The following is an 18,817-nucleotide window of genomic DNA, read 5'->3' as shown; positions in this document are numbered from 1 at the left end:
TGATTGTTTTGTTTTATTATAACATATCGTCGTCTACTACACTACAAATACGAACGTACATTCGTACTATCGATTATTAAATTTATTCCAGATATTTCTACCCCATTCCTGAAGTTGATTCCAGATTTGTTCTCCAGTCTTTTGGGCGTCCTGAATAAAATTATCTAGCGTATTATTTTGATTTTTTTGATTTGCTTGTTTGGTTTTTACAGGCTCTACATTAAATGCCGTATTGGCTGTATATTGCAGTAAGCCTTCCATCTCTAGTTTAAAGAGTGGCCCTACCCCTTCTCTACTAGAAGCTGATAAGGAATAGTTTCCGGATTGGTCATACCCCATCCAAGTTGCCACCACTACATCCGGCGTGTATCCAATCATCCATTGGTCCCTAGAACCATTTTCATTATTAAGAGCTTCTGTAGTTCCTGTCTTTCCGGCAATAATTTTACCTGAAGGGGAAAATGGAGCTCCTAGCCCTTCTTGACCATAGACTGTTAGAAGCATGCTTGTCATCTTCTTAGCTACTTCTTCAGTTGTTACACGATTGTCTTTAACCGCTGTATTATCAACAATGACTTTCCCGTTTGCATCTACAATTTTAGTAACAAAACGAGGTTTCGTACGAACACCTTTATTGGCAAAGGCTGTATAAGCTGAGGCCATTTGGATTGGAGAAACCCCTTTTGTAAGTCCTCCTAAAGCAATTCCTAAATATTCATCTCCTGGATCGGTTTCAATTCCAAATTGATGGACTTTTTCGATTCCTTTTTTCAAACCAATTTTATCTAATAACCATACTGCAGGAGCATTCCAACTTTGGTTCAAAGCTTCTGTCATCGTCACAGTTCCTTGATACTGTTTATTCCAGTTTTCTGGAGTATATTTGTCTGACCCATAAGAACGTTTCTCATCCACGAGTACAGAATTCGGTTGGTATCCTTCTTCCAGAGCAGAAGTATATACAGCTAATGGTTTAAACGTAGAACCGGGTTGTGCTTGTAGTTGAGTGGCACGGTTAAATCCTCGGAAGGTATGTTTCTCATTCGTACGTCCTCCAACCGTTGCTAGGACATCCCCATTTTGTGGATCCATAGCTACAGAAGCCGCCTGAGCAATCGTTCCATCACTAGCTTTCGGGAATAACCAACTATTGGAGAAGGTTTCTTCCATATCTGCTTGCATCTTTTGGTCTAAGCCTGTATATATTTTATACCCTTTATTTAGCAGTTCTTCTTCACTAATCCCATAATTATTAGTAATTTCGTTAATAACGGCATCAAAATAATAAGGATATTTATAACGAGAGTTTGCTACATAAGCGTCTTGAACCGTAATGACTTCCGCCCCAGCTTTATCCGCTTCCTCTTGCGTAATTTTTCCATTAGTCACCATTAATTGTAACACTGTAGCACGACGTTTCACCGTTGCTTCCATATCATCGATTGGATTATACACATTAGGTGCCTTTAAGCTTCCGGTTAATACGGCAGCTTCACTAATCGTTAAATCTTTGGCACTTTTACCAAAGTAACGTAAAGACGCATTCTCAATTCCGTATGCACCGTTACCAAAGTAGGCATTATTTAAATACATCTCTAAAATTTGATCTTTCGAATATTTCTTTTCCAGCTCAAAACTTAAAAATAGTTCTTTTGCTTTTCTTAAAAACGTCTGATCTTGTGTTAGAAAGGCATTCTTAGCCAACTGTTGGGTGATGGTACTTCCTCCACCTGTGACACGACCGCGATTGAGTAATAACCCAAATGTGGCACGTAAGAACCCCATTGGATCAAACCCATGGTGATCATAGAACCGCTTATCCTCGGTAGAAACGAGGGCATTAATCATATTTGGAGAGATTTGATCGATGGTCACAAATTCTCCTTTGTTGATGTTTAAAACTCCCGCTTCTTGATTATTGCGGTCATAGACTTCTGTTACTTGTACCATCCCAGCTCTTAAACCACTAACATCAGTAGTTTTAGCGGTATAGACTAAAAATGCTGAAAATGCCGTAATAGCCGTAAGAATGAGGACAAGAATTAATTTCGTCACATGGAATTTTCTCCAAAAACGACGAATGGCTAACATAATTTTATGATTCCAAACTCTTTTTATAATCGATGGTTGTGTAGGCTCTTCTGTATGACGATGTTCGACTGTCTCTTCTTGTTCTTGATCATGTGTCACGTGATCGACATGATCTTTTTCATTAAATTCTTCGTTCATACAATCCTCCTTTTAAATTGAATCTATTATACTGTACCACAAAAACTTTTAAATCCACATAAAAGTTTTTGACCTTTTACAAAAAATTAAACGATTCTTCTTTTACATCCCAGTCTTTCTACTATGTCCCATAAAAGAAATAAAGGACGAAGGAAATCTCTTCCTTACGTCCTTATGATGTCATACTGCAAATAGTCTTTCTAAATCTTCATTACTAAACGCTTGGCCTTCTGGTTCGTTCACACGTTCAATTGTTGCTCCTAAAGCACGCAATTTTTCATGGAATTCAAAGTATCCACGGTCTAAGAACTGTAATTCTGTGACTCTTGTATATCCTTTAGCGACCATACCCGCAATAATTAATGCCGCCGCTGCACGTAAATCCGTTGCTTTTACTTCTGCACCAGACAAGACAGATGCACCCGTCATCACAGCTGTGTGAGAATCAATTCGGAATTGAGCTCCCATACGACGCATTTCTTCTAAATGATTGAAACGGTTCTCGAAAACTGTTTCCGTCATCGTACTAGTTCCTGTTGCTAGTAATTGGGCAATCGTCATTTGCGCTTGCATATCTGTTGGAAATCCTGGGTGAGGTAATGTTTTCACATCGGTAGGTTTCAATGAATCTGGGCCAATCACACGAATGCCATCTTCCTCTTCAATAAATTGAACACCCATTTCCCCTAATTTAGAAATTAATGGTTGATTGTGCTCCGCAATTGCATCTTCAATAAATACGTTCCCTTTCGTTACCGCTGCTGCGACCATGAAAGTTCCTGCTTCAATACGGTCAGGGATAATTGAATGGATGGTTCCATCTAAACGTTCCACCCCTTCGATACGCATATTTTCAGTCCCTGCACCTACAATTTTAGCACCCATTTTATTTAAAATATTAGCTAAGTCTACGATTTCTGGCTCACGAGCTACGTTTTCTAAGTGAGTAGTTCCTTTTGCTAATGTTGCGGCCATCATAATATTTTGAGTGGCACCTACTGATGGGAAATCTAGGTAAATACGAGCTCCATGAAGTTCGTCTGCATGCGCTTCAATATATCCCTCTGTTTGAACGATTGTTGCTCCCATCGCTTCGAACCCTTTTAGGTGAAGGTCGATAGGACGACTACCGATGGCACAACCACCTGGCATCGCCACACGCGCATGTCCAAAACGAGCTAATAGTGGTCCCATCACAACGATTGACGCACGCATTTTGCTCACATATTCAAAAGCAGCAGTCGTTGTAATATCTTTTGTAGCATTCAACGTAATAGCTTTTTCTTCTTCATCAAATGTGCTTAATACGTTTAGGCTTCCTAATACGTTTAACATCATATGTACATCTGATAAGTTCGGTACATTTGTTAAATGAGTAACGCCTTTATCTGCCAAAATACTTGCTGCTAAAATCGGTAATACCGCATTTTTAGCTCCTTCAACTTTTACTGTCCCTTGAAGTCGTGTATCGCCACCGCGAACGATCATCTTTTCCATGAAATAACCTCCGAAAACTCAATCCAATTACTGTATCACATTTTGAATATACTGATTTAAATAGTCTGATAAATCGAATATGACTTTTGCTATACTTGCGCCCATCCAAATGGCGATAAGTAAAAAGAGGATTCGTGCTTCTTGTACGCGCCCTTTTTTCAGGATTTTTTCAATTTGAATTCCTTGAAGCGCCCAGTAACTCAGTACAATAAAAGCAATAATTAACGTCATTCTAACCATCAATGTTACTTGAATCATACGTATTCCCCCAGTCATATACTGCCTTTCTATACTACCATATTTGACCATTAAAAAAAAGCAGGAGATATCTTCCTGCTTATCCAATGAAGTAAAAACATCCTAGTCTAATAAGTGCGGCTAAAATCAGGCTTAAAAATAACGTTTTTTTAGAGTCTTGAATGAATATTGCTAGTAGAGTCATCCCTAAAAACAGAATGGGGATTGAACCTAATATTAGAGGATGAATTCCTCCAATCTCAAAGAGTAAAACTGCCTTGATGCAGAACATTAATAATACAGAAGGCCACATCATCCTCACTAATATTCGTCCTATAAAAACGCAGTTTCGGCTTCGAACTAGTATCAAAAGTCGCATGCTCTCATACTCATTAATAAAATACATCAAAATAAGAACTTCCATTACCATTAAGAAAACACTTAAAAGATGCCCAAAAAGAAAGGTAACGGGTATAAAGCTGAAGTGAGCCTCGATATAAAACGACGGTAATGGATGAAACAAATTCCATACTATTAACAAACCAAAAAGATAGAGAATCCACTCTCGAATTGGAAATAACTGTTTCATTGAAGAATCAGCTTCCCTTCTTCCATCAAATATTCCTTATCAAACTGTAATTCGGCTAAATTATCATGAGCAGCAATCACAATCGATTTTCCTTCTTTGTGAAGCTGTTGGACTAGTTGATGAAACTGTTGAAGTGATTTTTTATCTAGTCCTCGAGTTGGCTCATCTAATAAAATTAAATTTTGATCCTCCATCACAGCTTGAGTAATCCCCATTTTCTGACGCATTCCAACGGAATATTTTTTCACGTGAACTTTACTATCAAAATCTAAATCAAAATTATTCACTATTTCTCTAATTTTTGATTCATTGTAATTTTTATTGATAGATGCTAAAAATTTAAGATTCGTTTTTAAACTACTTTCTTCCATGAACGCTGGATTCTCAATCAAAGCTCCAATTCGTACATTACTATCTAAAACAACTTCACCTTTATCCGGCTCCAAAATATCACAAAAAAGCTTAAATAAAGTAGACTTTCCGCATCCATTAGCTCCTACAATATGAATAAGCTCTCCTTGTTCAATTTTGAAATCAACCTCTTCTAAAATCACTTGAAAGCCAAATTTTTTGGATACATTTTTTAATTCTAACATGAGTACCTCCCCTTCACTCTCGTAATAGAAACAATATCGTAAAATAAGATGTTAATGAAAATAGGATAGAACCAATAATAGCCATATTTCTATTACACCCAATAGAAATCGTATAGATGATTAATCCCGAACAAATTAAATACACGCTTTTTAATAGAGCAAATATCAGCATCAGTTTTGAAAATGCTTGTCCATTCATCATTTGGAATAGTAACGCTAAGGAGAATTGAGCAACAAAATAACAAACAACTGAAACTAACACAGTTCCCAATTGATAAAATTGATAGTTTTTCTCCCCAACTCTTTGAATGAGAAGGTAACGGATTTGATGTCGTCTCCAAATGACAACCCCTAGTAAAACTAATAATAAGGTGTCTGAGAAATATGCTGTAAAATGGGAAGACAATAAGTCTAGTATTAAGTTACCGAAAATTTGCCCTTTTAAAACAAAAGAGACTCCAGAAACAATCGATAATCCATACACCCATTGTTGTCTTTTTCCTTTTAGGAGCTCATTCATTAATATCCCTCCTTCAAATCCATCTTTCTTCTGATAATTAATAGGAGAATCGTCAAAAGACTATAAAATATCGCAGGATATACAAAAATAACCCAGGCTGAATGAGAAATAGTTTCTGCTAATAATGTGTACATTCCTGGTTGAATGAGTGATAAAACGCAAATTGAATAGCCGATAATCGGGGAAATTCCACCTATAACCATTGCTAATAAAAGCGATATAATCACTAATAACAATCCACTGCATAAATAAATGATATATCGCTTTAGGAACAATCCAACTGAAAAAACAAATGAATAGAAAATAGCATATCCTAAAGGTATTATTACTATCGTACAGATTAAATTGACAAAACTATTGGTTGAAAAGTTGATAGTAAAGGACCATGTCAAATATGAACTATTCTCCTCGAAGATAAAAGGAGAATAGAAAATATGGACCATGATAGCTTGGAGCACCATTTTTACAAAGAAAACAAAATAGATTATGATAAAGTTCGTTTTAAATTGTCTTAATAGAAGTGGTGAAAAGAATGTTTTTTTATGTCGTAATCTCACAGATTGTAAATAGTCGCAATGCGTTATCCTTTGTCTAATACATTCGTGAGAAAAGAATAGCGGTGGAATCATAAATGCCACAAAACCATACACAGCGTCCAATATCTGAATGGAGCTGAATATAATTTCATAAAACAGTGGTATTCCTCCTTCTGCTCCTCCAAAGTGTCCCGTTGACAAATGATAATGAATATAGTTTAGAATCATAACGATGGAAAGTATCCAATAGAAAATGATTGAGAACATTGACCATTTATTTTTATAAAATACCATTTTTTTCACCTACTTTTGCCTTCAATTTTTTTACACTAAGAATAACTTTGTTTCCGTTTTCATTGTACTCTTTTTATGTGCAACAAACAATAATCAATTATGAAAATTATCGATAAACACATATAAAAATCCACTACTTTTAAAACTCAAACTAAAAAAAGAAGAATTATGCTATACTGAAAGAAAGCGAGGGAAAAGAATGTTAGAAAAATATAAAACGATTAAAGAAAATGGAGTCCATGAAATTGAGATCAAAGGGTCCAGGTTTATCGCCCATTTTAGCCGTGTAAAAGACGAAGAAGAGGCGCTGGAATTTATTCAAACGATCAAAAAGGAACATTGGAAAGCCACTCATAACTGCTCTAGTTTTCTCATTGGTGAAAACGATCAAGTTCAACGAGCAATGGATGATGGCGAACCTAGCGGAACGGCAGGTGTTCCCATGCTAGAAGTGTTGAAGAAAAATGAATTAAAAGACATTGCTGTGGTAGTCACTCGTTACTTTGGCGGTACAAAACTAGGTGCAGGGGGCCTCGTTCGCGCATATTCTGGGGCAGTAAGTGAAGGCCTGAAAGCCATAGGAGTGGTAGAATGTCGGCTTGAGGAACAACTCTCACTTTCTTTCAACTATGCACATGTAGGAAAAGTAGAATATTATTGCCAAACTCAACAGATTCCAATTGTGGATAAAGTCTTTCTAAACGACGTACAATTTACATGTAGCCTGCCCGTTCAAGACGTGGAACACTTTGAAGCAGAAATCATTGAGCTCCTACAAAATCAAGTCACTTTTGATAGTCTTGGTACAAAATATACCGAATACGAAATCTAATCAAAAAGACCTATTCAAATGAATAGGTCTTTTTGTAAGGTTTTAAAGGGAGTTCAATTTCAAAAAAATGATCGCACTAGTTGATTGACTTAAACAAAGCTTTGATTCTTTGTTTAAGCCGAATCAACTTTGCGTGGGAGCCATAGGAACTCATTGAGAAAGGTTTGAGTTCTGGCCTCTCCTTTGACCTACACTAGAGGAAACGTAAAGAGGGGGCACGGGTTTCCAGACGTTTCCTTAAAAGAGAAGATTATCAATATCGGTTTGCGACAATAGAAGATCCATTTTCGCTAAATTGGAATAACGATTCATCGTTGGAAGTTCATCCAGTATGACGATATCTGTTCCAAGGCGTTTTAATAATTGATCAATCATATTCGAAAGTCGCATTGCAAAAGGGCCACTCGTAATAAATCTACGTGGGACTGCCTCCATCATCATGATGATTTCTAAAATATAATTTTGAATGGCCTTCGTATCTAAATCTGTTTCTTGTAAAAAGATGATTTCTCTCTCATCGGCCATCGCCAGCATAAAAGCACCTTTTTTATAGAATCCCATCGCAGCAATTGGAGAAAGTGTCAGTTGAATTTCACAGCTACCTGTAAGAATTCCTTGAATCATCTTTTTAGCTCTCAGAAGTGAAAAATCACTAACCACAATGGGTTCCGGCTTCACTTGGAAAAATGGCTTGAGTTCTTCAATCGTATCGAAACTCATCTCTTTACGAGTGATTCCTAGAGACTTAATTTGTTTTGTTTTTTGGTTATATTCTAAAACAGAGTAAAAATCCTCTTCTTTTTGTTTAAGAACTTTCGCCGCTTTTAAAATTTCTTCCCAGTTTCCTTCTTGAAGTAATACTGTAGTGATTCGTTGTACAAAAGTAATTTCAGACTTTTTTAAATCAGCAAAAAGATCAAATGGTTCATTGAAGCTCGAGATAATTGGTAATTCTCTAGCTCCTTTCACAGGATACCCTTTTTGCTTTAAGTATTCCATTTCGCCTTCATCAAATTCACTTCGCTTTACAAACTGAATTTCGATGCCTTTTCGAAACCAAAATGCTTCTGGTTTTTCTTCTCCAACAACCTCATCTGACATCGAAACAAGTCTTTCAGAAAGTCGATATCGAACAAGTTCCTCTTCGTTCTTAAAGAATAATAATCGAAGATCTTGTGGTTGATTTTTTTCAATTAGGAAGAAAAACTTAACAGCTCCCGTCTTATTCTGGAAAGCAAAGGCAGCATTTTTGAGTTCTGTTTGCTTTTTTACCTTCTTAAGAAGCAACGGTATCAGTTGGTACAATTCTTGACTCATATACACTACCCCTATCTTTCATTTATTCATTTTTATTATACTACCTTTCACATTTTTTTGATAGCGTTTTTAGTTTTTATTTAAAATATTATATATTTGACGTTTTTTAATGATTTATTTCCTTCATAAACTATTAATTCCCACTATCTCATGAATTTATTCGTTTTTTTAACCGCTCAATTTTCTCTATTTTCAGAAAACTTAATCTTTTCTTAATTATTTAATCGTGATAATTTCTTAATTTGGGTAAAAAAATACCCCCTCAAGCATTGGAAACCCAATCCTTGACGGGGTAAGGAATACTTCTTAACGATCGATTTCTGTTACTTTTCCTGTAGCATTCGAAACTTTAACAGTGACATCATCATTTGCACCTAGATAAATGTCAAATTCCCAAATGACTTCACCATCATCTCTGTCAACACTCCACTCACGGATAGAACCGTTAGGATATTCTTTTTGAGCGACAGCAGCCATATCATCCACTTGTTTCAATGAAGCTGTGTCAATTTTCTCTTCATTTCTTTCACCTGGTTCAGCTGGTACTTCAGCATATTTAGAGAATGATTTTGTAGCTTTATCATAGCGATACGTATATTCTTTTGTATCGTTGATTGCTTCAATTTCATAATACATCCCATTTACAAATTCGATAGTGGTAATGTCTAAATCAGGGAAAGCTTTTTTGAAAGTGTCAATCAATTCTTTCTGCATTGCATTTTGACTTCCCATAGACTGACTAGAATTTGTCGTAGCACTTGAAGTAGTAGCTGTATTGGCTGTACTTGTAGTGGCTGTCACAGTTGTAGCAGGAGCTTGTGTTGTCTGTTGCACTGTTGTTTCAGGAGCAGCAGTCGTAGTTTCTTTTGCTGGTGCAGCTTGATTTGAACAGGCTGCTAATAGGCTTGCGGCTGCAAGACTTAAGATTTTTGTTGTTTTTTTCATTTCTTCACTCCATTCTTAAGTTTCCGCTATTATACACTATTTTGTTAGAACCTCAAAGAAACTTCTATGAATAATCTAAGAAAAAACACCCTATTGAAAACATCAATAGGGTGCTTGAATTCACAGATTATTCATTTGTGTCTTCTTCAGAAGGAGTTGGTTCTCCAACAAGAACTTCTGTTTGTTCCACTGATAATACTGGTTCTGAAGTACTTGTTTCCATATTGCGGTAACGAGCCATACCTGTACCAGCAGGGATGATCTTACCAATGATAACATTTTCCTTCAATCCGAGTAAGTGGTCTTTCTTGCCGCGGATAGAAGCATCTGTCAAGACACGAGTTGTTTCTTGGAATGATGCAGCAGACAAGAAGCTGTTTGTTTCTAATGAAGCTTTTGTAATACCTAATAATACAGGACGCGCTGTCGCAGGTACTTCACCGTTCATGATTGCTGAGCGGTTACGTTCTGTAAAGTCTGCAATATCAAGTAATGTTCCTGGAAGGATTTCTGTTGAACCTGGATCCATTACGCGAACTTTACGTAACATTTGACGAACCATTACCTCAACGTGTTTATCGCCGATTTCTACCCCTTGCATACGGTATACTTTTTGTACTTCACGTAATAAGTAGTTTTCAACGGATAATACGTCACGAACACGTAATAATTCTTTAGGATCGATAGAACCTTCAGTTAATGGAGCACCACGATCGATGATTTGTCCTTCTTCCACTTTTAGACGAGCTGTAAATGGAACTGTGTAAGAACGAGTATCTGTAGAGCCTTTAATCGTAATTTCTTTTGTACGACTTCCAGCATTTTCTTCGATAGAAACGACTTCACCCGCTACTTCACTGATTGTCGCAACCCCTTTAGGATTACGAGCTTCGAAGATTTCTTGGATACGAGGTAAACCTTGAGTAATATCGTCTCCGGCAACCCCACCGGTATGGAACGTACGCATTGTTAACTGTGTACCAGGTTCCCCGATTGATTGAGCGGCAATTGTACCAACTGCTTCCCCAACTTCAACTTCTGAACCTGTAGCTAAGTTACGTCCGTAACAGTATTTACATACACCATGTTTTGTATCACATGTGAAGGCTGAACGAATTGTAATTTCTTCGATTCCAGCTTCAATAATCTTACGAGCAATATCTTCAGTAATGATTTCATTACGTGCTACTAACACTTCACCTGTTTCAGGATGTTTCACTGAACGTTGTGCGTAACGTCCTAACATACGTTCTTCAAGTGTTTCAATGACTTCATTTCCCTCTTTAATCGCAGTAATTGTTAAACCACGATCGCTTCCGCAGTCTGTTTCACGAATGATAACATCTTGCGCAACGTCTACTAAACGACGAGTTAAGTAACCTGAGTCGGCTGTCTTCAAGGCCGTATCGGTCATCCCTTTACGAGCACCGTGAGTAGACAAGAACATTTCCATAACGGTTAACCCTTCACGGAAGTTTGATGTAACCGGTAATTCCATGATCTTACCGTTAGGAGCGGCCATAAGTCCACGCATACCAGCAAGCTGAGTAAAGTTAGAGATGTTACCACGGGCTCCAGAGTCACTCATCATGAAGATTGGGTTACGAGAACCTAATGTGCGAATTAACGCTTTTTGGATATCATCTTTCGCTTTGTTCCATGTTTCGATAACACGTTCATAACGTTCGTCATCTGTAATTAAACCACGACGGAATAATTTAGAAATGTTGTCGACTTGTTTATGTGCATCTTCAAGAATTTCTTTCTTGTTATCTGCAACTGAAATATCTGCAATCCCTACTGTTAAACCAGCACGAGTTGAGAATTTATATCCTAAGTCTTTCATACGGTCTAACATCATTGAAGTTTCAGTGATATGGAATCGTTTGAACACTTCTGCGATGATTTGACCTAAGTTTTTCTTCTTAAATGGCGAAACGATTTCACGTTTAGCAATTTCTTCTTTGATGTTTGCTCCTGGCTCTAAGAAGTATTTATCTGGTGTAGCTACTTCTAAGTTTTCCATTGTTGGCTCATTTAAGTAAGGGAATTCATTTGGCATGATTTCGTTGAATAATAATTTACCAACAGTTGTGACCATCATTCTCTCTTTTTGCCAATCTGTAAATGGTTTATGAGCAAGTGAGCTTGCAGGAACCGCAATACGGCTGTGTAAGTGTACATAACCATTGTTATAAGCTAATACTGCTTCGTCCATGTCTTTGAAGAACATACCTTCCCCAACACGGCCTTCTTGTTCCATTGTTAAGTAATAGTTCCCTAAAACCATGTCTTGAGATGGAGTAACAACTGGTTTACCATCTTTAGGGTTTAGGATGTTTTGAGCCGCTAACATCAGTAAGCGAGCTTCTGCTTGAGCTTCTTGAGACAGTGGCACGTGAACCGCCATTTGGTCTCCATCGAAGTCGGCATTGTAGGCTTCACACACTAATGGGTGAAGACGGATGGCACGACCTTCTACTAGAGTTGGTTCAAACGCTTGAATCCCTAGTCTGTGAAGTGTAGGTGCACGGTTCAATAGAACTGGGTGTTCACGAATGACTTCTTCAAGGATTCCCCAAATATCGTCATCTAAACGTTCAATTTTACGTTTAGCGCTCTTAATGTTTCCAGCGATTTCTCGTTCAACTAATTCTTTCATTACGAAAGGTTTGAATAATTCAATCGCCATTTCTTTAGGAAGACCACATTGGTACATTTTCAAGTTTGGTCCTACTACGATTACAGAACGTCCAGAGTAGTCTACACGTTTACCAAGTAGGTTTTGACGGAAACGTCCTTGTTTCCCTTTAAGCATGTGGCTTAATGATTTCAATGGACGGTTACCTGGTCCAGTAACTGGACGGCCACGACGACCATTATCAATTAAAGCATCGACCGCTTCTTGTAACATACGTTTTTCGTTTTGAACGATGATACGTGGTGCGTTTAATTCTAATAAACGTTTTAGACGGTTATTACGGTTAATTACACGACGGTATAAATCGTTTAAGTCACTTGTCGCAAAACGTCCACCTTCTAATTGAACCATTGGACGTAAATCTGGTGGGATAACTGGAATAACATCCATTACCATCCAACCAGGTTTGTTTCCTGATTCTTTGAAGGCATCTAGAATATCTAAACGACGGATTGCACGCGTACGTTTTTGACCTTGAGCTGTTTTCAACTCTTCTTTTAATTCAGCGATTTCAGCCTCTAAGTCAACTTTATTTAATAATTCTTGAACGGCTTCCGCACCCATTGCTGCATGGAAACGAGTTCCAAATTCAGCACGTTTTTCACGGTATTCACGTTCTGTTAATAATTGTTTGTTCATTAAAGTTGTGTCGCCAGCGTCAATAACAACATAGCTTGCAAAATAAATGACTTCTTCCAACGCACGTGGACTCATGTCTAACACAAGTCCCATGCGGCTTGGAATGCCTTTGAAGTACCACACATGTGATACTGGAGCTGCTAATTCGATGTGTCCCATACGTTCACGACGAACTTTTGAGCGCGTAACTTCAACGCCACAACGATCGCAGACTTTACCTTTATTATTAATTTTCTTTAATTTTCCACAAGAACATTCTAAGTCTTTTGTTGGTCCAAAGATTTTCTCGCAGAATAAACCATCGCGTTCTGGTTTTAAAGTACGGTAGTTGATTGTTTCAGGTTTTGTAACTTCCCCATGTGACCATTCACGGATTTTCTCCGGTGACGCCAAACCAATCTGCATACTTTCAAAATTATTTACATCTATCAAGGGGCCTACCTCCCTTTCTTTTGGAATTGCCCTACGATTCCAATAGTTCTATTACTCTTCGTCAATTTCAAAATCATCTTCAACAACGTCTACTTCAACGTCTTCAGATGAAGTTTCTTCTGCTGCTGATAATTCAGCTGCGCGGTCTGAATATTCATCTAATTGCGCACGTCTTTCGTTTGTTCTTTCAACGTCACTGAAACGAATTCCTTCGTCTTCGTCCATATCTTCTAGTTTGATTTCTTCATCCTGTGCATCCAGTACTTTCATATCAAGACCTAAAGCTTGTAATTCTTTTACTAATACGCGGAATGATTCAGGTACACCTGGACGTGAAATTTGTTGACCTTTAACGATTGATTCGTAAGTCTTCACACGACCAACAACGTCATCTGATTTGTACGTTAAGATTTCTTGTAATGTATAAGCAGCACCATAAGCTTCTAGTGCCCATACTTCCATTTCCCCAAAACGTTGTCCACCAAATTGCGCTTTACCTCCAAGAGGTTGTTGTGTAACGAGTGAGTATGGTCCAATTGAACGAGCGTGAAGTTTGTCGTCAACCATGTGGGCAAGTTTGATCATGTACATAACCCCTACTGACACACGGTTATCGAATGGTTCCCCAGTACGTCCATCATATAGAATCGTTTTCGCATCACGAGCCATACCCGCTTCTGCAACAGTTCCCCATACGTCTTCATCTTGCGCACCATCGAATACTGGTGTTGCGATGTAAATACCTAATTCACGAGCTGCCATTCCTAAGTGTAACTCTAACACTTGTCCGATGTTCATACGTGAAGGTACCCCTAATGGGTTTAACATGATGTCAACTGGTGTTCCATCTGGTAAGAATGGCATATCTTCTTCCGGCATAATACGGGAAACAACCCCTTTATTACCGTGACGTCCGGCCATCTTATCCCCTTCATTGATTTTACGTTTTTGTACAATATATACACGAACTAATTTGTTTACACCAGGTGCTAATTCATCACCTGCTGCACGTGTGAACACACGTACATCGCGGACAATACCGCCACCGCCGTGAGGTACACGTAGAGACGTGTCACGAACTTCACGGGCTTTTTCTCCGAAGATTGCGTGTAATAAACGTTCTTCCGGTGATTGTTCTGTTAACCCTTTAGGAGTTACTTTACCAACTAAGATATCACCATCTTTAACTTCAGCACCGATACGAATAATTCCGTCTGCGTCAAGGTTCTTCAATGCGTCTTCCCCAACGTTTGGAATCTCACGAGTAATTTCTTCAGGTCCAAGTTTTGTATCACGAGCTTCTGAATCGTAGTCATCGATGTGGATTGAAGTATACACATCATCTTTAACTAGACGTTCACTCATAATAACCGCATCCTCGTAGTTGTAACCTTCCCAAGTCATGAACGCTACTAGAACGTTTTGTCCTAATGCTAATTCACCTTTTTCCATAGAAGGTCCATCTGCTAGGATTTCGCCTTTAACGACTTTATCCCCTTGTGCCACGATTGGACGTTGGTTGTAACACATACCCGCGTTTGATCCGTGGAACTTAGTGATTTGGTAAGTATCTAATGAGCCATCAGCTGTACGTACACGTACTTCTTTAGCATCAACGAATTCGACTACACCATCACGTTTACATAACAAGGCAACCCCTGAGTCATGTGCTGATACGTATTCCATACCTGTACCGATGAATGGTGCTTTTGGATTTAACAATGGAACAGCTTGACGTTGCATGTTCGCACCCATCAACGCACGGTTTGAGTCGTCGTTTTCTAAGAACGGGATACATGCTGTCGCAACTGCAACTACTTGTTTTGGAGAAACGTCCATATAGTCAACGCGTTCTACTGGCACTTCTAAGTTTTCAGATACGTAACGCGCCATAACAACATCATTCACGAAGCTTCCATCTTCATTTAATGGAGAGTTTGCTTGCGCTACTACGAAGCTATCTTCTTCGTCAGCTGTTAAGTAGTCGATTTTATCTGTAACTTTATGAGTGTTCCAGTCTACACGACGGTAAGGAGTTTCAATGAAACCATATTTGTTAATCTTCGCATAAGTTGATAAGCTGTTGATCAACCCGATGTTTGGTCCTTCAGGAGTTTCGATAGGACACATACGACCATAGTGAGAATAGTGAACGTCACGAACTTCATATCCGGCACGGTCACGAGTCAAACCACCAGGTCCTAACGCTGATAGACGGCGTTTGTGTGTTAACTCTCCTAATGGGTTTGTTTGGTCCATGAATTGTGACAATTGAGAAGATCCGAAGAACTCTTTAATAGCCGCAACGACTGGACGAATGTTTACTAATTGTTGTGGTGTTACTGTTGCAGTGTCTTGAATAGACATACGTTCGCGAACCACACGTTCCATACGAGATAAACCAATACGGAATTGGTTTTGTAATAATTCTCCTACTGAACGGATACGACGGTTTCCTAAGTGGTCGATGTCGTCTGTTGTTCCGATTCCTTCGTAAAGGTTTAAGAAGTAGCTGATTGTAGCGATAATGTCGCTTGCAGTCACGTGTTTCACGTCTTCAGTCACGTTTCCGTTCCCAATAACTTTAATCACGCGTTCTGGGTCAGCTGGTGAATAAACTTCTACTGTTTGGATTGTTACTGGCTCTTTAATAACACCGTCTTCTGATGGATGTAAAGTGAATAGGTTCGCACCTTTTTCAAGGACTTCTACCACTTTTTCCATTACATCGCGTTCAAGAACCGTTCCTTTTTCAACAACGATTTCTCCTGTTTCAGGATCTACTAAGTTCTCAGCAATTGTTTGGTGTAATAAACGATTTTTTAAGTTTAATTTTTTATTGACTTTGTAGCGTCCAACTGCTGCTAAATCATAGCGGCGTGGGTCAAAGAAACGAGCTGTTAATAAGTTGCGCGAACTTTCAGCTGTTTTTGGTTCACCTGGACGTAGACGATCGTAAATGTCTTTTAGGGCTTCTTCTGTACGAGATTCATCCATACGTTTATGAACATCTTTATCTAGAGTTAAACGTAATGTTTCGCTATCTCCGAAGATTTCTTGGATAAGCTCATCTGAACCGAAACCTAACGCACGAACTAATACCGTTAATGGGATTTTACGAGTACGGTCGATACGCACATAAGAAATGTCTTTTGAGTCTGTTTCATACTCTAACCATGCACCACGGTTTGGAATTAATGTTGAACCATATAATTGCTTACCGTTTTTGTCAGGTCTGTCATGGAAATAAGCACCTGGTGAACGAACTAATTGAGATACAATTACACGTTCAGCACCATTAATGATAAATGTACCCATTTCTGTCATTAATGGGAAGTCACCGAAGAATACTTCTTGGTCTTTCACTTCACCAGTTTCTTTGTTCACTAAACGCATTTTTACGTAAATTGGAGCCGCATAATTTGCGTCGTGATTTCTAGCTTCTTGTAAATTATATTTTGGAGCATGTAATTCATAATCTAAGAATTCCAATGATAAATTACCTGTATGGTCTTCAATAGGAGAAATATCCTTGAACATTTCACGGATTCCTTCATCCAAGAACCATTGGTAAGAATCTGTTTGGATTTCAATCAGATTAGGTAATTCTAATACTTCACTGATTCGTGCATAACTTCTACGCACACGGTGTCTACCGTATTTCACATCATGATGTGCCAACTCTTCCACCCCTAATAATTAGTATTGATAAATGTTACAATATGATGACATTTATTAAAAGTTCGTAACAAATGGAGATTTCGGTCGATTTTTAAACAAAAAAAAACCAAAAGAATTGTTTGCGGTCATTTGTGAAAAATGCAAATTCTTTTGTTTTAAGCCTTTATTTGTAAGGAATTGGACAATATTTCAACCCTCACACCGATTAAAATCCACACTTATTGCGTTATATTATTATACACAAAATCCCAAGCATCGTCAAGGTTGACGACACTTGGGAAAGTTAGATTTTATCTGGTTTTTTCGGACTAATATGTGCCCTCTTCAACCGATTGATTCTTCACGATTTTCACAATCCGGCTTGTTCCAAGACGACTTGCTCCTAATTCGATGAATTTTTCGGCATCTTCAATGCTAGAAATCCCGCCAGCGGCCTTTACAAGAACACCTTCTCCAACATGTTTCTTCATTAGCGCCACATGTTCAAATGTCGCACCCGCAGTTGAGAATCCTGTTGAAGTCTTAATGAATTCCGCACCCGCTTTTGTTATGATTTCGCACATCTTGATGATTTCGTCTTCTGTAAGAAGTGCTGTTTCGATAATCACTTTTAAGATATGACCGCCACATGCTTCATGAATTTGACGAATTTCATCTTCTACAGCATCAAAGCGTCCATCTTTCACGTCTCCAATATTGATGACCATATCGATTTCGCTAGCTCCATTTTGGATAGCATCTTTTGTCTCGAAGACTTTGGCTGCTGTTGTGCTATAGCCGTTTGGGAATCCGATAACGGTACAGATAGCTAATTTTCCATTCACATATTCGCTCGCACGTTTGACAAAAGAAGCTGGAATACATGCTGAAGCAGTTTCGTATTTCATCGCATCATCTAAAATCTCTTTGATTTCACTCCAAGTAGATGCGGGCAATAATAATGTATGGTCAACTGTTTTCAAGATTTCTTTGATTTCCATATAATCCCTCTTTCTTATTTTGCACGGTCTTCTTTAATTAAATTACGAAGTGCTTCAACCGCTACTTTAATGGCTGCTTCTGTATCATGTACGATTGGATTTGATAACCCTGATGCTTCCCGTTCTTGGTTCCCCACTACTAAGAAAGTAGATCCAACACGAACGCCTAAGTGGCTCGCCACAACGAATAACGCTGCTGATTCCATTTCAGAAGCCTTCACGCCAAGACGCTTCCAAGCTTCCCATTTGTTTTGTAAGTCATAGCTAACTGGCATCACTTGAGGTTCATGTTGTCCGTAGAATGAATCTTTACATTGCACAACCCCTGCATGTGTTGTGTATCCTAAGCCTTTACCAGCATTAATTAGCGCTGTTACGACATCGTAGTTCGCAATGGCTGGGAATTCGATTGGCGCATACTCACGTGTTGTCCCTTCTGTACGAATCGCACCTGTCGCAATCACGATATCGCCACCTTTAACGTCGATATCAATTCCGCCACAAGTTCCAATACGGACAAAAGTATCGGCACCACTTCGTACTAATTCTTCAAGCGCAATTGCAGCTGACGGTCCACCGATTCCTGTTGACGTCACACTTACTTTTTCTCCATCTAAGTATCCTGTATACGTAACGTATTCGCGGTTATCGGCTACTAACTGCGCATTTTCAAAGTGTTCCGCAATTTTAGCACAGCGTTTTGGGTCCCCTGGCAAAATCACATAGCGACCTACATCCCCTTTACGTGTATGGATATGATATTGTAATCCCTCTTCTGAATATTTCATGAAT

General features: G+C 38.5%; 11 protein-coding genes and 1 pseudogene. 1 reads left to right on the top strand and 11 read right to left on the bottom strand.

What is annotated here, in order from left to right; genetic code table 11:
- Positions 1–66 precede the first annotated feature (66 nt).
- The 5 genes from HMPREF3103_RS01940 to HMPREF3103_RS01915 all read right to left on the bottom strand — a co-directional run bounded on the left by HMPREF3103_RS01940 (position 67) and on the right by HMPREF3103_RS01915 (position 5,668).
- Complete coding sequence (locus tag HMPREF3103_RS01940) at positions 67–2,229, bottom strand: transglycosylase domain-containing protein (protein WP_053091369.1); 2,163 nt, start codon at positions 2,227–2,229, stop codon at positions 67–69.
- 180 nt (positions 2,230–2,409) lie between these two features.
- Positions 2,410–3,726 (bottom strand): UDP-N-acetylglucosamine 1-carboxyvinyltransferase, encoded by a 1,317-nt coding sequence (gene murA, locus HMPREF3103_RS01935; protein WP_005604981.1) that lies wholly within the window; start codon positions 3,724–3,726, stop codon positions 2,410–2,412.
- Positions 3,727–3,753: 27 nt separating this feature from the next.
- Positions 3,754–3,984, bottom strand: coding sequence for a DUF1146 family protein (locus HMPREF3103_RS01930; protein WP_049555919.1), 231 nt, complete (start codon positions 3,982–3,984; stop codon positions 3,754–3,756).
- 564 nt (positions 3,985–4,548) lie between these two features.
- The gene (locus tag HMPREF3103_RS01920) at positions 4,549–5,148 is read right to left on the bottom strand and encodes an ATP-binding cassette domain-containing protein (RefSeq protein ID WP_049555814.1); all 600 of its coding nucleotides are present in this window, start codon (positions 5,146–5,148) and stop codon (positions 4,549–4,551) included.
- Between the two features lie 13 nt (positions 5,149–5,161).
- A complete protein-coding gene (locus HMPREF3103_RS01915) occupies positions 5,162–5,668 on the bottom strand; it encodes a hypothetical protein (RefSeq protein ID WP_049555815.1) in 507 nt (168 codons plus the stop codon).
- 1,029 nt (positions 5,669–6,697) lie between these two features.
- On the opposite strand from HMPREF3103_RS01915, the gene HMPREF3103_RS01905 reads away from it, so the two are divergent.
- Positions 6,698–7,330: a YigZ family protein gene (locus tag HMPREF3103_RS01905; RefSeq protein WP_070437023.1), complete on the top strand. Its 633-nt coding sequence runs from the start codon at positions 6,698–6,700 to the stop codon at positions 7,328–7,330.
- Between the two features lie 237 nt (positions 7,331–7,567).
- Here the strand turns inward: HMPREF3103_RS01905 and HMPREF3103_RS01900 are convergent, their stop codons facing one another.
- From HMPREF3103_RS01900 to udp, 6 genes and pseudogenes are all read right to left on the bottom strand, one after another.
- Complete coding sequence (locus tag HMPREF3103_RS01900; protein WP_049555818.1) at positions 7,568–8,647, bottom strand: hypothetical protein; 1,080 nt, start codon at positions 8,645–8,647, stop codon at positions 7,568–7,570.
- A 306-nt stretch (positions 8,648–8,953) separates the two neighbouring features.
- Complete coding sequence (locus HMPREF3103_RS01895; RefSeq protein ID WP_049555819.1) at positions 8,954–9,592, bottom strand: PepSY domain-containing protein; 639 nt, start codon at positions 9,590–9,592, stop codon at positions 8,954–8,956.
- Between the two features lie 127 nt (positions 9,593–9,719).
- Entirely contained in the window at positions 9,720–13,364 is a 3,645-nt protein-coding gene (gene rpoC, locus HMPREF3103_RS01890; protein WP_070437022.1) for a DNA-directed RNA polymerase subunit beta', read from the bottom strand.
- A 215-nt stretch (positions 13,365–13,579) separates the two neighbouring features.
- A pseudogene (gene rpoB, locus HMPREF3103_RS01885) lies at positions 13,580–17,054 on the bottom strand (DNA-directed RNA polymerase subunit beta); the annotation flags it as partial.
- A gap of 299 nt (positions 17,055–17,353) precedes the next feature.
- Positions 17,354–18,025, bottom strand: a complete 672-nt coding sequence (gene deoC / locus HMPREF3103_RS01880; RefSeq protein WP_070437021.1) for a deoxyribose-phosphate aldolase — start codon at positions 18,023–18,025, stop codon at positions 17,354–17,356.
- 14 nt (positions 18,026–18,039) lie between these two features.
- A complete protein-coding gene (gene udp, locus HMPREF3103_RS01875; RefSeq protein WP_070437020.1) occupies positions 18,040–18,813 on the bottom strand; it encodes a uridine phosphorylase in 774 nt (257 codons plus the stop codon).
- Between the last annotated feature and the right edge of the window lie 4 nt (positions 18,814–18,817).

It is taken from the genome of Granulicatella sp. HMSC30F09 (assembly GCF_001806915.1).
In the GTDB taxonomy this organism is placed as follows: Bacteria; Bacillota; Bacilli; order Lactobacillales; family Aerococcaceae; genus Granulicatella; species Granulicatella adiacens.
Note: the sequence above shows the minus strand (reverse complement) of the source record. Positions and strands in the feature narration are given on the sequence as shown.

Coding starts and splice junctions, on each gene's coding strand:
- udp (WP_070437020.1), bottom strand. CDS start 18,813: ATGAAATATTCAGAAGAGGGATTACAATATCATATCCATACACGTAAA.
- HMPREF3103_RS01900 (WP_049555818.1), bottom strand. CDS start 8,647: ATGAGTCAAGAATTGTACCAACTGATACCGTTGCTTCTTAAGAAGGTA.
- HMPREF3103_RS01915 (WP_049555815.1), bottom strand. CDS start 5,668: ATGAATGAGCTCCTAAAAGGAAAAAGACAACAATGGGTGTATGGATTA.
- HMPREF3103_RS01930 (WP_049555919.1), bottom strand. CDS start 3,984: ATGATTCAAGTAACATTGATGGTTAGAATGACGTTAATTATTGCTTTT.
- HMPREF3103_RS01895 (WP_049555819.1), bottom strand. CDS start 9,592: ATGAAAAAAACAACAAAAATCTTAAGTCTTGCAGCCGCAAGCCTATTA.
- HMPREF3103_RS01905 (WP_070437023.1), top strand. CDS start 6,698: ATGTTAGAAAAATATAAAACGATTAAAGAAAATGGAGTCCATGAAATT.
- murA (WP_005604981.1), bottom strand. CDS start 3,726: ATGGAAAAGATGATCGTTCGCGGTGGCGATACACGACTTCAAGGGACA.
- deoC (WP_070437021.1), bottom strand. CDS start 18,025: ATGGAAATCAAAGAAATCTTGAAAACAGTTGACCATACATTATTATTG.
- HMPREF3103_RS01940 (WP_053091369.1), bottom strand. CDS start 2,229: ATGAACGAAGAATTTAATGAAAAAGATCATGTCGATCACGTGACACAT.
- HMPREF3103_RS01920 (WP_049555814.1), bottom strand. CDS start 5,148: ATGTTAGAATTAAAAAATGTATCCAAAAAATTTGGCTTTCAAGTGATT.